We start from the raw sequence: 13731 nt of genomic DNA, 5'->3' as shown, positions 1-13731 counted from the left end.
ATCGAGCCCTTCTAACCGATGCGCTCTCGGCGCCCGAAGATACCCTGCGGCCTGACGAGTAGTACGAGAATCAAGATGACGAGTGCGGTCGCGTATTTGAAGTCACCCGGCAGCACCAGGTTCGTCAGCTCGACGACGAGGCCGATGATCATGGCGCCGGCGAGTGCGCCGAATGCCGTGCCGAGGCCACCGAGGGTGATCGCGGCGAACATCAGCAGCAGCAGTTGCAGGCCGGTCTGCCAGTTCACGCCGTTCAGCACGAGCCCGAGAAGCACACCAGAGAGCCCCGCAAGGGCGGTCGCCGAGGTCCAGACGAGTCTGATGATGCGGTCGACGTCGATACCAGAGGCGGCGGCCAGCGCGGGGTTGTCAGACACCGCACGCGTGGCCCGCCCGATTCTCGTGCGCACCAGAACCCACCCGACGAGCGCGATCACGATCACCGCGATACCCATCGAAATGAGCGACTGTTGCGACAGCGTCACCGGCCCCAGATCGACCGTGACCGGGTTCGCCTGGTCGATGCGAACAGTGGATGCTCCCAAGAAGTATTGGTAGGTGTACTGCAACGCGATCGAGAGCCCGATGGTCACGATCATCAGCTGTGTCGTGCCAATACCCCGCCGCCGCAGCGGCTTCCAGATCAAGGCGTCTTGAAAATACCCCGTGGCCGCACAGATGACCACCGAAATGATGGCCGCGAGTATGAGGTTCAGGCCGAGCACGTTCGCGAACAGGTACGCCAGCAACCCGCCGAGTGTCACCTGCTCGCCGTGGGCGAAGTTCGAGAGGCCTGTTGTTCCGAAGATCAGCGACAACCCCACCGCGGCGAGGGCCAGCAGCAGGCCGAGGCGGATGCCCGACGCGAACTGTTGGGCGAACCGGTCGAACGTGATGCCCGTGCCGGTGTCGGTGTCGGGCGTCTGAGTGGTCGTTCCGTCGGCGGCCGTGGTGCCCCCGACGATCTTGAAGACGAAGCCGGTGTTCTTGTTCAGCGCGCCCGTCACAGTCGCGGGGTTCTTGGCCGCCGAGTCGAGCACAGCACCATCGGGAATCGAGGTGGTGTCGACGGTGATCGTGTATGGCCCGGCAACGGTGATGGCTTGACTCCACTTTCCGTCAGCGCCTGTGCTGATGGTGGTGTCGAGGTTGCCGCCCTTGATGGCGAGTTTGATGCCGACAGCAGGGTCGCCACTGGGCAGCTTGATGGTGCCCTGAAGGCAGCCGGTAGCCGCATCGGTCGCACACGCCGCCGTGGCGGAGGCGGTGGCCGCCGGGGTCGGGTCACTGGTGGCCGCTTGGGCAGAAGACGAGCCGAGGCTTACCATCAGCACTATGGCGACGATGGCCAGCATGATCGTGGCAGCAAGGCGCCACAGTCTGGCGCGGCCGTCGGGCCTTCGCGGCACTACGAGTGTCGTCAAGTCATAACCTCCGGGAGCGAGCACACAACGTTGGGTGCTTCGAGTTGCAAGTGAGCTTACGTTATAAGGCGTTTGTGACGGTCGTGTTTCAGACGGCTACGGAATATGAGGCCGGTTCACGCCGTTAGAATTGTCACGGTAGTTAAGATGCGCGCGGAGAGAGAAATTACATGGAACAGAACGACCCGTTCGGATTCATCGGGCTCACCTACGACGACGTGATGCTGCTGCCCGGCCACACCGACGTCATCCCGAGTGAAGCAGACACGACGTCGCGTCTGACCAAGCGCATCTCACTCTCTGCACCGCTGCTTTCATCGGCGATGGATACGGTGACGGAGGCCCGCATGGCCATAGCCATGGCGCGGCAAGGCGGGTTCGGGGTCATCCACCGCAACCTGTCTATCGAAGACCAGGCGGCCAACGTCGACACGGTCAAGCGCAGCGAGTCGGGCATGATCACGAACCCGGTCACCACCACCGCTGATGCCACCGTTGCCGAGGCAGATCTGCTGTGTGCGCAATTCCGCGTCTCGGGTTTGCCCGTTATCGACGAGTCGGGCGTGTTGGTGGGCATCATCACCAACCGCGACATGCGTTTCGTGTCGTCGTGGGAGAAGAGCACCACTCGCGTCGCCGACGTCATGACGAAGGCTCCGCTCATCACCGCACCAGTCGGAATCGACCCCGACGGCGCCGTGGCCATTTTCGCCCAGTACAAGATCGAGAAGCTTCCCCTGGTCGACGCGGCGGGCAAGCTGCGCGGCCTCATCACGGTGAAAGACTTCGACAAGAGCGAGAAGTACCCGAACGCCACCAAAGACGAAGAGGGCCGCCTGCGTGTGGGCGCGGCCATCGGGTTCTTCGGTGATGCGTGGGAGCGCGCGATGACTCTGGTGGATGCCGGTGTCGACGTCTTGGTGGTCGACACCGCCAATGGTGACAGTGCGGGCGTGCTCGACATCGTTCGTCGCCTGAAGGCTGAGCCCGCGGCATCCGGTGTCGACATCATCGGTGGCAATGTCGCAACGCGGTCGGGAGCGCAATCGCTCATCGATGCCGGCGTCGACGCCATCAAGGTGGGGGTCGGGCCCGGCTCGATCTGTACTACCCGCGTGGTTGCAGGGGTCGGGGTTCCGCAGGTCACTGCGGTCTACGAAGCATCGCTCGCTGCGCGCGAAAGCGGCACCCCGGTGATCGCCGACGGCGGCTTGCAGTATTCGGGTGACATCGCGAAGGCTCTGGTCGCTGGGGCCGACACCGTGATGCTCGGCTCACTGCTGGCCGGCTGCGACGAGAGCCCGGGTGACCTGGTGTTCGTCAACGGTAAGCAATTCAAGAGCTACCGGGGCATGGGTTCGCTCGGTGCGCTGCAGACGCGCGGCGAAAAGACGTCGTACTCGAAAGACCGCTACTTTCAGGCCGATGTGCCGAGCGATGACAAACTCATTCCCGAGGGTATCGAGGGCCAGGTGCCCTACCGCGGGGCGCTCTCGAACGTGGCCTACCAGCTGCTCGGCGGCCTTCGCCAGTCGATGTTCTACGTGGGCGCACGTTCGGTCGACGAACTCAAAGCGCGCGGCAAGTTCGTGCGAATCACCGCTGCCGGGCTCAAAGAGTCGCACCCGCACGACATTCAGATGGTCGTCGAAGCCCCCAACTACCGCCGCTAGAAATCGAGTGTCACTCGCCCGCCGGTAGTATTGGCGGGTGAGTATGGAAAGAGAAATCGGCCGCTCGAAACGAGGCCGTAGGGTTTACGCGTTCGACGACATCGCAGTGGTTCCGTCTCGGCGAACGCGTGACCCCCAAGACGTGTCGGTGAGCTGGGCGATCGACGCCTACCAGTTTCAGATTCCGGTGCTCGCCGCCCCGATGGACTCGGTGGTCTCGCCCGCAACCGCCATCGCCATGGGTCGCCACGGCGGCCTCGGCGTGCTCGACCTCGAGGGCCTCTGGACCAGATACGAAGACCCCGAGCCCCTGCTCACCGAGATTCAGCAGCTGCCGGCCGAAAGCGCGACGGTTCGCATGCAGCAGATCTACGCCGAGCCCATCAAGCCCGAGCTGGTGACCGCACGCCTGGCAGAGATTCGGGCATCCGGTGTCACCGTCGCCGGCGCGCTCTCACCCCAGCGCACCCAAGAGCTGTATGAAACAGTGGTCGCCGCCGGCGTCGACCTGTTCTTCATTCGCGGCACCACCGTTTCAGCTGAACACGTGTCGAAGACCGTCGAGCCGCTGAACCTCAAGAAGTTCATCTACGAACTCGACGTTCCCGTCATCGTGGGCGGGGCTGCCACGTATACCGCGGCGCTGCACTTGATGCGAACCGGTGCTGCCGGGGTGCTTGTGGGCTTCGGCGGGGGTGCGGCTTCGACCACGCGCGCCACCCTGGGCATCCACGCGCCCATGGCCACCGCGGTGGCAGACGTCGCCGGAGCCCGCCGTGACTACCTCGACGAGTCGGGCGGCCGCTACGTGCACGTCATCGCCGACGGGGGCCTCGGCACCTCGGGCGACATCGTCAAGGCCATCTCGGTTGGCGCCGATGCCGTGATGCTCGGCACTGCGCTGGCCCGGGCGACGGATGCTCCGGGTGGCGGTTACCACTGGGGCCCCGAAGCACACCACTCCCAACTGCCTCGCGGCAACCGCGTTCACGTGGGTGCTGTTGCGCCGCTCGAGCAGATTCTCTTCGGCCCGTCACCCGTGGCCGACGGCACCGCGAATCTCATCGGAGCGCTGCGACGCTCGATGGCGACCACCGGCTACAGCGACCTCAAAGAGTTTCAGCGCATCGAGGTCGTTGTGGCGCCGTACGCTTCGCGCTAGTTGCTGTTCGATAGCTGTTCCGGCTGATCATCAGCCGGGTGGTGTGTGAAAGCCCTCAGGTAGAATAGAAGGGCAGAAAATCACGCATGAGCACAATCGGTATGAGCACAGTCAGGGAGATCAGTCATGGTTGATGTACGACGGGTCAAACTGCCCGGGGTGGGTGTGTTGCACACCTTTGTGACAGACGATGGCGGCAAGGTCGGCGTCATCGCTCATCGCTCGGGCCACAGCGACCTCATCACGTTCGCCGATGAAGAAGACGGTGCCGAATCGAACAAGGTATCGCTGAGGCTCAGCGAAGACGAGGCCCGCACTCTCGCCGAACTGCTCGGCGGCACGCAGATCACCGAGTCGCTGACCGCACTCGACCAGATTCCCGGGCTCAGCATCGACTGGTTCACGGTCGACTATGAAGACCACATCGCCGGTCAAGAACTCGGCGACCCGGCTGACCGCGGAGTCGTGGGTGTCACTGTGGTCGCCGTCGTGCGCGGCGAATCGGCCAACCCGGCCCCGGCCTCAGACTTCAAGGTCTTTCCCGGTGACACGCTCGTGGTCGCCGGTTCACCCGAAAAGGTGGCGAAAGTGTTCAACTTCTTTCGCACCGGCCACTACAAGACCAAGAGCGCTGTCGACGCGCCACCCGGGGGGTAGGCGATGCTGACCGCACTTGCGGCCGCGACTGATTCTGGCGGGGTCGTTCACCTCGGCCCAGACCTGCTTGTTCTGGGCATCCTCTTCGTCATCGCCTATGTTCTAGGCCGACTCGGCAAGATGATCGGCTTGCCGGCGATTCCCATCTACATGGTGGTCGGGCTTCTAGCGAGCCCGCACTTCAACCTCTTTCCCATCGACTTCAACAACAACTCGTACATTGCGCTCATCGCGGTGTTCGGGCTCATCATGCTGCTCTTCAGCCTGGGGCTGGAGTTCGATCAAGACGAGTTCTTCTCCAACGCGGGCAAACTGATCATTTCGGGCGGCTCGTACATCGCCATCAATATGATCGCGGGGTTCGCGTTCGGCTTCATGGTGGGTTGGGGCACCCGTGAAGCGCTGATCATCGCGGGCATCACGGCCACGTCGTCGAGCGCTATCGTGACGAAGCTGCTGATCGAGCTGAACCGCCTCGCCAACCCCGAGACACCCATGATTCTGGGTGTGACGGTGGTCGAAGACATCTTCATCGCCATCTACCTGGCCATCGTCTCGGTCGTGTTGAGCGGCGAAACTGCCATCTGGCCGGTGATTCTGAAGCTCGGCATCGCCTTCTTGTTCTTGGTGACGATGTTCGCGGTCGCCCGTTTCGGGGGCCGGGTCGTGTCTCGATTCTTTCGAACCAAAGACGACGAGCTGTTCACGATTCTGTTCTTCGGCCTGGCCATCATGTTCGGTGGCATTGGCGAGATTCTCGGTGTGACGGATGCGATCGGGGCGTTCTTGATCGGCCTTGTGCTGGGTGCGACCCGGTACCGCAACAAGATCGAGACCATCGCGATTCCGTTGCGTGACGTGTTCGGCGCTTTCTTCTTCTTGAACTTCGGGCTCGCGCTGAACCCGGCGACCTTTCCCGAGGTCATCTGGCCGGTGCTCGGCGCCGTGGTCATGACGATGGTTCTGAACATCCTCGCCGGCCAGTTCGTCGCGAAACTCAACGGGCTCGGGGTGCAGGCGGGAATCAATGCCACGGTGATTCTGCAGAACCGAGGTGAGTTTGCTCTCATCTTGGCGACCCTGGCACTCGCGGCGGGGCTCGACCCCCGAATACAGTCGTTCGCCGGGCTTTATGTGCTGGTGATGGCGGTTGTAGGGCCGATTATCGCGTCGAATTCAGACAAAATCGGCGGAATTCTGCTCGGAACGAAGAAAAAGAAGCGCGCTGCCGCTGCACGAGATGGGGCACGGCCGCGTGATGCGATGCGCACCGAAGAGATCGCGCTCGTCGAAGCGGCTACCGCGGGGCTCGAACCCGGCGAGAACCCAGCTACCAAGGAGTATGTTGATCGGGTTGTGGAGCAGGCGAACAGCCAGTCCGACCAGATCGACGCCAGTGCGAAAGACGACGAGTATTGACCATCTTCAGTGTGATGCGGCGGCCGAAATGGATTCGGGCGCTGATTCTCGCGCTTGTCATCGCGGCTATCTTCGCGGCTCTCGGGCAGTGGCAACTCTCGCGCGCCGTCACCTCTAACGGGCCGAGCCTGAGCGCCACCACCGAAACCGTCGAACCGCTGACCCAACTCGCAACGGCGGGCGGCCCGACGTATGAAGATCAAGACGGGCAGATGGTCAGTGCGACGGGCTCGCTCGTGGCCCCCGATTTCTCCATCGTCTCGTCGCGGTTGAACGGCGGGGTCGAGGGGTACTGGGTGGTCGGCCGGCTCCAGCTCGATGTGGCCCAAGGCTCGGCGTCGTCGACCAACGCTGCGGTGGCGCTCGGCTGGGCATCCACTCTCTCGCAAGCCGAGTCTGTGGTCGATCAGCTGAACGCGACGTCGACGTTCGTCTCAGAACCGTTCGTGGGCCGGTACGTCGGCCCCGACGGCACGAGCCCGGCTGACCCGCAGGGCAAGACCTCGTCGGCCTACGTGCCGTCGGGCATGTCGGTGGCCGAGCAGATCAACACGTGGAAAGACTATTCCGACACCGACACTGTGTTCGGCGGCTACGTTGTGGCAAAGACGCCCATCGCCGGGTTGACGACCATCGACTCGCCGGTACCGCAGCGCACCACACAGCTCAACTGGCTGAACATCTTCTACGCCATCGAATGGGTCATCTTCGCGCTCGCGGCCATTTTCTTCTGGTACCGACTGGTGAAAGACGAGTGGGAGCGCGAAACAGAAGAGGCCGAACTCGAAGAGGCGTATGCCGCCCCTGGCCCGGGTTCTGCGAAGAGCTGAACCATTGCGAAAGGTAGAATAACGTCATGCCCCTCGAGCCGAAACAGAAGGACTTTCCGCGCATTCGCTCGGCCCTGAAGTTCTACCAGGTCTGCGCCATCATCACCGGAACCTTGCTGCTGCTGCTGTGCCTCGAGATGATTCTGAAGTACACCCCCATCGGCGTCGAGGTCGAGCTGGGCGGCCCGCAAGGGTTCTTGGCGTTCGTGCCGGTTGGCACGGTGACCAGTGTGAACCTTTCTACGGGCATCCTCATCGTGCACGGCTGGTTCTACGTGGTGTACCTGTTCTCGTGCTTTCAGGTCTGGTCTCGCATGCGGTGGGGCTTCAACCGCTTCTTGCTGCTGGCTCTCGGCGGCGTCATTCCGTTTCTTTCGTTCTTTCTCGAGGGCCGCACGGCGCGCGAGATCAGGGCGTACCTGGCTGGCCGTGAGGCTGCCGTTGTAACCCGAACCGCGGAGGCAACCCATCAGTAACCCGTCAGCGTCAGTTTCTCCGTCAGCGTCAGCGTCAGTTTCAGCGCCCGCGTCGCCCGCTCGCCCGGTTCTGGTCGTCGACTTCGGTGCGCAGTACGCGCAGTTGATCGCGCGACGCGTGCGCGAGGCGAGCGTCTACAGCGAGATCGTGCCGAGCAACATCACCGCGGCCGAGGTTGCGGCAAAGTCGCCGGTGGGAATCGTGCTGAGCGGCGGCCCGTCGAGCGTGTACGAAGAGGGCGCGCCTGGGCTCGACCCCGCGATTTTCGACCTCGGTGTTCCGGTGCTCGGCATCTGTTACGGCTTTCAGGTGATGGCGCAGACCCTCGGCGGTGAGGTGGCGCACAGCGGGCTGCGTGAATACGGCGCCACCGACATGGCGGTTACGGGCGACGGGGGAGTGCTGCTCGGCGGCCAGCCCGTCGACCAGACGGTGTGGATGAGCCACGGTGACCAGGTTTCGAAGGCACCCGAGGGTTTCACGGTGGTGGCGAGCAGTGCATCCACCCCCGTTGCCGCGTTCGCGAACGACGCGAAGCAGCAGTACGGTGTGCAGTGGCACCCGGAAGTGAAGCACACCCAGTTCGGGCAGAACGTGCTCGAGAACTTCTTACATACCGCTGCAGGCATACCGGCCGACTGGAACAGCGGCAACGTGATTGCCGACCAGGTCGCCGCGATTCGTGCGCAGGTGGGTTCGGGCAAGGTCATCTGCGGGCTCTCGGGCGGGGTCGACTCGGCGGTAGCCGCCGCGCTGGTGCACGAAGCGGTGGGTGACCAGCTCACCTGCGTTTTCGTCGACCATGGGCTGCTGCGCGCCGACGAGCGCCGTCAGGTCGAAGAAGACTACGTTGCTGCAACCGGCGTTCGCCTGGTGACAGTGGATGCCCGTGAGCAGTTTCTCGACGCTCTCGCCGGCGTCACCGACCCCGAGCAGAAGCGCAAGATCATCGGGCGCGAGTTCATCAGGAGCTTCGAAGGGGCAGCCGAGGCGCTCGTTCTCGAGGCCGCGGCCGACGCGGCGAGTGAGCCGGTGAAGTTTCTCGTGCAGGGTACGCTCTACCCCGATGTCGTGGAGTCGGGCGGCGGAACCGGCACCGCGAACATCAAGAGCCACCACAACGTGGGCGGGCTGCCCGAAGATCTGCAGTTCGCGCTCGTCGAGCCGCTGCGCACACTCTTCAAAGACGAGGTGCGGGCCATTGGGCGTCAGCTCGGGCTGCCCGAGGTCATCGTGGGGCGTCAGCCGTTCCCCGGGCCAGGGCTCGGAATTCGAATCGTGGGCGAGGTGACGTTCGAGCGGCTGGAGCTGCTGCGGGCGGCCGACGCGATTGTGCGGGCCGAGCTCACCGCCGCGGGGCTCGACGGCGAGATCTGGCAGTGCCCCGTGGTGCTGCTCGCCGACGTTCGATCGGTGGGGGTTCAGGGCGATGGGCGTACCTACGGGCATCCGATCGTCTTGCGGCCTGTTTCTTCTGAAGACGCCATGACGGCCGACTGGACGCGCCTGCCGTACGACCTTTTGGCGCGCATCTCGAACCGCATCACGAACGAGGTCGCCGGCGTAAACCGCGTCGTGCTCGACGTGACGTCGAAGCCGCCGGGCACCATCGAGTGGGAGTAGGCGCTCACGCGTCCAATCCATGTGACTCAGAAGCACCTCATTCCGCCGAATAAGGTGCTTGTGAGTGAAATGGAGATCTCCACCTATTGCTGAGTGAGTGCTCACTCAGTTACAGTGTCGGCATGGCGATTTCTGAGGCGCAGGCGGCGGTGAAGAGTGGGCGGGCCAGCCCCATGCCGGTGGAGGATCGCCGGGCATCCATCATCGCGGCTGTGACGCCGCTGCTCATGGAGCATGGGCGTCAGGTGACCAGCGCGCAGATCGCCGCGGCGGCCGGAATCGCCGAGGGCACCATCTTCAGGGCGTTCGGTGACAAAGAGAAGCTGATCGACGCGGCGGTTCAGGCTCACCTCGATCCGGAGCCGTTCAGGCGTGACATGCGGGCGATCGACCGCACGCTGCCGCTCGAAGCGAAGGTGCGGAGGCTCATCGAGTTGATGCACAATCGTTTCGTGACGATATTTCAATTGATGAACGCGCTGGGCCTGGCCGGACAAAAACCCCAACACAGTGCCAATAGCGACTTTGTGCTGCGCGTCGTCGATCTGCTCGACGGCGAAGAAGCACAGCTCCGGTTCACAGGCGAGCGGATTTCGCAGTTCGTTCGCATGGTGGCGCTTTCGGCGTCGCTGCCCCACGTCATCGGCGATTCGCCCATCGACACCGACACTCTCACCGATTTCGTTTTGCACGGCATCATGAAAGAAGGCCACGCATGAAACTCCTTCGCCTCATCGGCACCTATGTGAAGCCGCATTGGCGGCTCATTGTGGGGGTCGTCGTTTTCCAGCTGGCGCAGGCCATCGCCTCGCTCTATCTGCCGACTCTCAACGCCGACATCATCGACAACGGCGTCGCCACCGGCAACACCGGCTACATTCTGAGCATCGGCGGGCTGATGCTGATGATCACGCTCGCGCAGGTGGTGTGCGCCATCATCGCGGTGTACTTCGGCGCGAAGCTCGCCATGGCTCTCGGCCGTGATCTGCGGCTCGCGGTGTTCACTCACGTGGGCGAGTTCTCTGAGCGCGAGGTGTCGCAGTTCGGGGCTCCGTCGCTGATCACGCGCTCGACGAACGATGTGCAGCAGGTGCAGATGCTCGTGCTGCTGACCTGCACATTGCTTGTCAGCGCGCCGATTCTGGCCATCGGCGGCATCATCATGGCGCTCTCGCTCGATGTGCCGCTCTCGGGCATCATCGCGGTCGCGGTGCCGGTGCTGCTGGTTGTGCTCGCGCTGATCGTGGTTCGCATGGTGCCGTTGTTCCGCCTGATGCAGAAGCGCATCGACAAGGTGAACGGGGTGTTGCGCGAGCAGTTGACGGGCATCCGCGTCGTTCGGGCTTTTGTTCGTGAGCGCATCGAGACCGATCGGTTCGCCGTGGCCAACCGCGAGGTGACCGACACCGCGCTGCGGGCCGGGCGGCTCTTCGCGCTGATGTTTCCGACCGTGCTCTTGGTGATGAATGTGTCGAGCGTGGCCGTGCTCTGGTTCGGCGCGTTCCGCATCAACGACGGGTCGATGCAGATCGGCACGCTGACGGCGTTTCTGACATATTTGGTGCAGATTCTGATGGCCGTGATGATGGCGACGTTCATGGCGATTCTGATTCCCCGGGCATCCGTCTGCGCTGACCGCATCACCGAGGTACTGCAGACGCCTTCGTCGGTGGTCATGCCGAGTGCGCCCGTCACGCACCTGAGCGAGCACGGGCTGATCGAGCTCGACAATGCGAGCTTCGCCTACCCGGGTGCCGACTTTCCCGTGCTGCGCAACCTGACCTTCGTAGCCGAGCCGGGCAAGACCACGGCCATCATCGGCAGTACCGGTTCAGGCAAGACGTCACTCGTCAACTTGCTGCCGCGCCTGTTCGACGCGACCGAAGGCGAGGTGCGCATCGACGGCATCAACGTGCGCGATCTCGACCCCGATCTGCTCTGGGGGCGCATCGGTCTGGTGCCGCAGAAGCCCTATCTCTTTTCGGGCACCGTCGCGAGCAATCTGCGCTACGGCAAGCCCGATGCGACCGACGAGCAGCTCTGGGCAGCTCTCGAGACCGCGCAGGCCCGCGACTTCGTGTCAGAGATGGAGCTCGGGCTCGAGTCGCCCATCGCCCAAGGCGGCACGAACGTCTCGGGCGGTCAACGGCAACGTCTGGCCATCGCCAGAGCGCTGGTCAAACGCCCCGAGATCTACGTGTTCGACGACTCCTTCTCTGCTCTCGATCTGGCGACGGATGCCCGGCTGAGGCGAGCTCTGAGGCGTGACGTTCAGGGCGCAACCATGATCGTGGTCGCCCAGCGCGTATCGACGATCATCGACGCCGACCAGATACTCGTGCTCGAAGACGGAATCATCGTCGATCGCGGCACCCACAGTGAATTGCTCGACAGAAGCGAAACCTACCGAGAGATCGTGGAATCGCAGCTCACAGCCGAGGAGGCAGCATGAGCGACGAAGCGCAGCCCATTGAAAAGGCTCCGGCCGTACCGCGCCCGCCCGCGAGGCGCGGGCCTGGCGGTGGTGGCCCGTTCGGCGGGGCAGGCATGCCGGCCGAGAAGTCGAAGGCCTTCGGGCCGAGTGCGAAGCGGCTGATCGGCCGACTCCGCCCCGAGCGCATGCTGATTGTGGTGGTGACGCTGCTCGCCGTGGTGAGCGTGACGTTGTCGGTGTTGGGGCCGAAGATGCTTGGCAATGCCACGAATGTGATCTTCGCGGGCATCCTGTCGAAGCAGTTTCCGACAGGAACCACACAGGCGCAGGCGATCGCCGGGCTGGATGCAGCCGGGCAGTCGCAACAGGCAGACCTGCTGAAGAGCGTCACCTTCACCCCCGGTCAGGGCATCGACTTCACCCAGCTCGGCATGATTCTGCTGGTGGTTCTGGCCATCTACGTGTTCTCGTCGGTGTTCAGCTGGATGCAGTCGTACTTGCTCAACGGTGTGGTGCAGCGCACGGTGTACCGGTTGCGTGAAGACGTCGAAGAGAAGATCAACCGGCTGCCGCTGGGCTACTTCGACCGCATGCCGCGCGGTGAGCTGCTCAGCCGCGTCACGAACGACATCGACAACATCTCGCAGAGCCTGCAGCAGTCGCTCTCGCAAATCATGACGTCACTGCTCACGGTGATCGGTGTCATCACGATGATGTTCATCATCTCGCCGCTCTTGGCGCTCATTGCGCTCGTCACGATTCCGCTGACGCTCGTCATCACCACGGTGGTGGCCCGGCGTTCGCAGAAGCTCTTCGTGGCGCAGTGGACTCACACCGGAACACTCAACGCGCAGATCGAAGAAAGTTACACCGGGCATGCCCTGGTGAAGGTCTTCGGGCGTCACCGCGAGATCAACGAGGTGTTTCGGCAGAAGAACGACGAACTCTTCACGGCCAGCTTCGGCGCGCAGTTCGTGTCGGGCATCATCATGCCGGCCATGATGTTCGTCGGAAACCTCGTGTACGTCGCCATCGCCGTCGTCGGCGGGCTGATGGTCGCCAGTGGGTCGCTCAGTCTCGGAGACGTTCAGGCGTTCATCCAGTACTCGCGGCAGTTCACGCAGCCGCTCACGCAACTGGGGTCGATGGCGAACGTGCTGCAGTCTGGCGTGGCCTCGGCCGAGCGGGTCTTCGAGCTGCTCGATGCCGACGACCAGTCGCCCGACCCATCGCCTGCCGCGACTCCGGCCGACGACGAAGGCCGCCTGGTCTTCGAGAACGTGTCGTTCAGCTACAGCCCCGACAAGCCGCTCATCGAGAACCTCTCGCTCACCGCGTTGCCGGGGCAGACCGTGGCGATCGTGGGGCCGACGGGGGCGGGCAAGACCACGCTGGTCAACCTGATCATGCGGTTCTATGAGCTCGACGGCGGTCGCATCACTCTCGACGGAACCGACATTTCAACGATGACTCGGGATGATCTGCGCAGCCGCACCGGAATGGTGCTGCAAGACACCTGGCTGTTCGGCGGCACGATTCACGACAACATCGCCTACGGAAACCCGTCTGCGACCGAAGAAGAGATTCTCGCGGCGGCACAGGCGACCTACGTCGACCGGTTCGTGCACTCGCTGCCCGACGGCTACGACACGGTGCTGAACGACGAGGCAGACAACGTTTCGGCCGGTGAGAAGCAACTCATCACCATCGCTCGGGCGTTCTTGGCGAAGCCGTCGGTGCTGATTCTCGATGAGGCGACGTCATCGGTCGACACGCGCACCGAGGTTCTGGTGCAGCGGGCGATGTCGGCGCTGCGAGCAGATCGCACGAGCTTCGTGATCGCGCACCGTCTGTCGACGATTCGGGATGCCCACCTGATTCTCGTGATGGAGTCGGGGCACATCGTGGAGCAGGGCACGCACGAGTCGCTGCTCGCCGCGGGGGGCGCCTACGCGAACCTCTACAACGCCCAGTTCGCGGCGGCGATCACCGACTGACCGCGTCTGGCCTGCCCGCCGCATGCCGCAGGGAT

Annotated in this window: 11 protein-coding genes; 10 read left to right on the top strand and 1 reads right to left on the bottom strand. The window is 63.6% G+C overall.

Translation table 11 applies throughout. The features are described from left to right. Window positions 1–11 precede the first annotated feature (11 nt). On the bottom strand, window positions 12–1328 hold the full coding sequence (locus IEX24_RS06000) for a branched-chain amino acid ABC transporter permease (RefSeq protein WP_372435705.1): 1317 nt from the start codon (window positions 1326–1328) through the stop codon (window positions 12–14). A gap of 266 nt (window positions 1329–1594) precedes the next feature. Between IEX24_RS06000 and guaB the strand changes: the two genes are divergently transcribed. The 10 genes from guaB (at window position 1595) to IEX24_RS05950 (ending at window position 13696) form a co-directional block, all read left to right on the top strand. Next, the gene (gene guaB / locus IEX24_RS05995) at window positions 1595–3097 is read left to right on the top strand and encodes an IMP dehydrogenase (RefSeq protein WP_188675262.1); all 1503 of its coding nucleotides are present in this window, start codon (window positions 1595–1597) and stop codon (window positions 3095–3097) included. A gap of 43 nt (window positions 3098–3140) precedes the next feature. After that, window positions 3141–4259 carry a GuaB3 family IMP dehydrogenase-related protein gene (locus tag IEX24_RS05990; protein WP_188676475.1) on the top strand — a complete coding sequence of 373 codons (1119 nt, stop codon included), beginning with the start codon at window positions 3141–3143 and terminating at the stop codon, window positions 4257–4259. Between the two features lie 126 nt (window positions 4260–4385). Continuing rightward, complete coding sequence (locus tag IEX24_RS05985) at window positions 4386–4916, top strand: cation:proton antiporter regulatory subunit (RefSeq protein ID WP_188675259.1); 531 nt, start codon at window positions 4386–4388, stop codon at window positions 4914–4916. Window positions 4917–4919: 3 nt separating this feature from the next. After that, window positions 4920–6335, top strand: coding sequence for a cation:proton antiporter (locus tag IEX24_RS05980; RefSeq protein ID WP_188675256.1), 1416 nt, complete (start codon window positions 4920–4922; stop codon window positions 6333–6335). Then, window positions 6332–7165, top strand: coding sequence for an SURF1 family cytochrome oxidase biogenesis protein (locus tag IEX24_RS05975; protein WP_188675252.1), 834 nt, complete (start codon window positions 6332–6334; stop codon window positions 7163–7165). Before IEX24_RS05980 ends, IEX24_RS05975 begins: the two co-directional genes overlap by 4 nt. 26 nt (window positions 7166–7191) lie before the next feature. Continuing rightward, a complete protein-coding gene (locus IEX24_RS05970; protein WP_188675249.1) occupies window positions 7192–7641 on the top strand; it encodes a DUF3817 domain-containing protein in 450 nt (149 codons plus the stop codon). Window positions 7642–7711: 70 nt separating this feature from the next. Further along, window positions 7712–9265 (top strand): glutamine-hydrolyzing GMP synthase, encoded by a 1554-nt coding sequence (guaA, locus tag IEX24_RS05965; RefSeq protein ID WP_229715174.1) that lies wholly within the window; start codon window positions 7712–7714, stop codon window positions 9263–9265. Window positions 9266–9387: 122 nt separating this feature from the next. Beyond that, a complete protein-coding gene (locus IEX24_RS05960; RefSeq protein WP_188675246.1) occupies window positions 9388–9984 on the top strand; it encodes a TetR family transcriptional regulator in 597 nt (198 codons plus the stop codon). After that, window positions 9981–11717 (top strand): ABC transporter ATP-binding protein, encoded by a 1737-nt coding sequence (locus IEX24_RS05955; RefSeq protein WP_188675243.1) that lies wholly within the window; start codon window positions 9981–9983, stop codon window positions 11715–11717. The genes IEX24_RS05960 and IEX24_RS05955 overlap by 4 nt, the downstream gene beginning before the upstream one ends. After that, window positions 11714–13696, top strand: a complete 1983-nt coding sequence (locus IEX24_RS05950) for an ABC transporter ATP-binding protein (protein ID WP_188675241.1) — start codon at window positions 11714–11716, stop codon at window positions 13694–13696. The genes IEX24_RS05955 and IEX24_RS05950 overlap by 4 nt, the downstream gene beginning before the upstream one ends. Window positions 13697–13731 lie beyond the last annotated feature (35 nt).

The organism is Subtercola lobariae (assembly GCF_014640255.1).
In the GTDB taxonomy this organism is placed as follows: Bacteria; Actinomycetota; Actinomycetes; order Actinomycetales; family Microbacteriaceae; genus Subtercola; species Subtercola lobariae.
Note: the sequence above shows the minus strand (reverse complement) of the source record. Positions and strands in the feature narration are given on the sequence as shown.

Coding starts and splice junctions, on each gene's coding strand:
- IEX24_RS06000 (WP_372435705.1), bottom strand. CDS start 1,328: ATGGTAAGCCTCGGCTCGTCTTCTGCCCAAGCGGCCACCAGTGACCCG.
- guaB (WP_188675262.1), top strand. CDS start 1,595: ATGGAACAGAACGACCCGTTCGGATTCATCGGGCTCACCTACGACGAC.
- IEX24_RS05960 (WP_188675246.1), top strand. CDS start 9,388: ATGGCGATTTCTGAGGCGCAGGCGGCGGTGAAGAGTGGGCGGGCCAGC.
- IEX24_RS05950 (WP_188675241.1), top strand. CDS start 11,714: ATGAGCGACGAAGCGCAGCCCATTGAAAAGGCTCCGGCCGTACCGCGC.
- IEX24_RS05980 (WP_188675256.1), top strand. CDS start 4,920: ATGCTGACCGCACTTGCGGCCGCGACTGATTCTGGCGGGGTCGTTCAC.
- IEX24_RS05990 (WP_188676475.1), top strand. CDS start 3,141: ATGGAAAGAGAAATCGGCCGCTCGAAACGAGGCCGTAGGGTTTACGCG.
- IEX24_RS05955 (WP_188675243.1), top strand. CDS start 9,981: ATGAAACTCCTTCGCCTCATCGGCACCTATGTGAAGCCGCATTGGCGG.
- IEX24_RS05970 (WP_188675249.1), top strand. CDS start 7,192: ATGCCCCTCGAGCCGAAACAGAAGGACTTTCCGCGCATTCGCTCGGCC.
- IEX24_RS05985 (WP_188675259.1), top strand. CDS start 4,386: ATGGTTGATGTACGACGGGTCAAACTGCCCGGGGTGGGTGTGTTGCAC.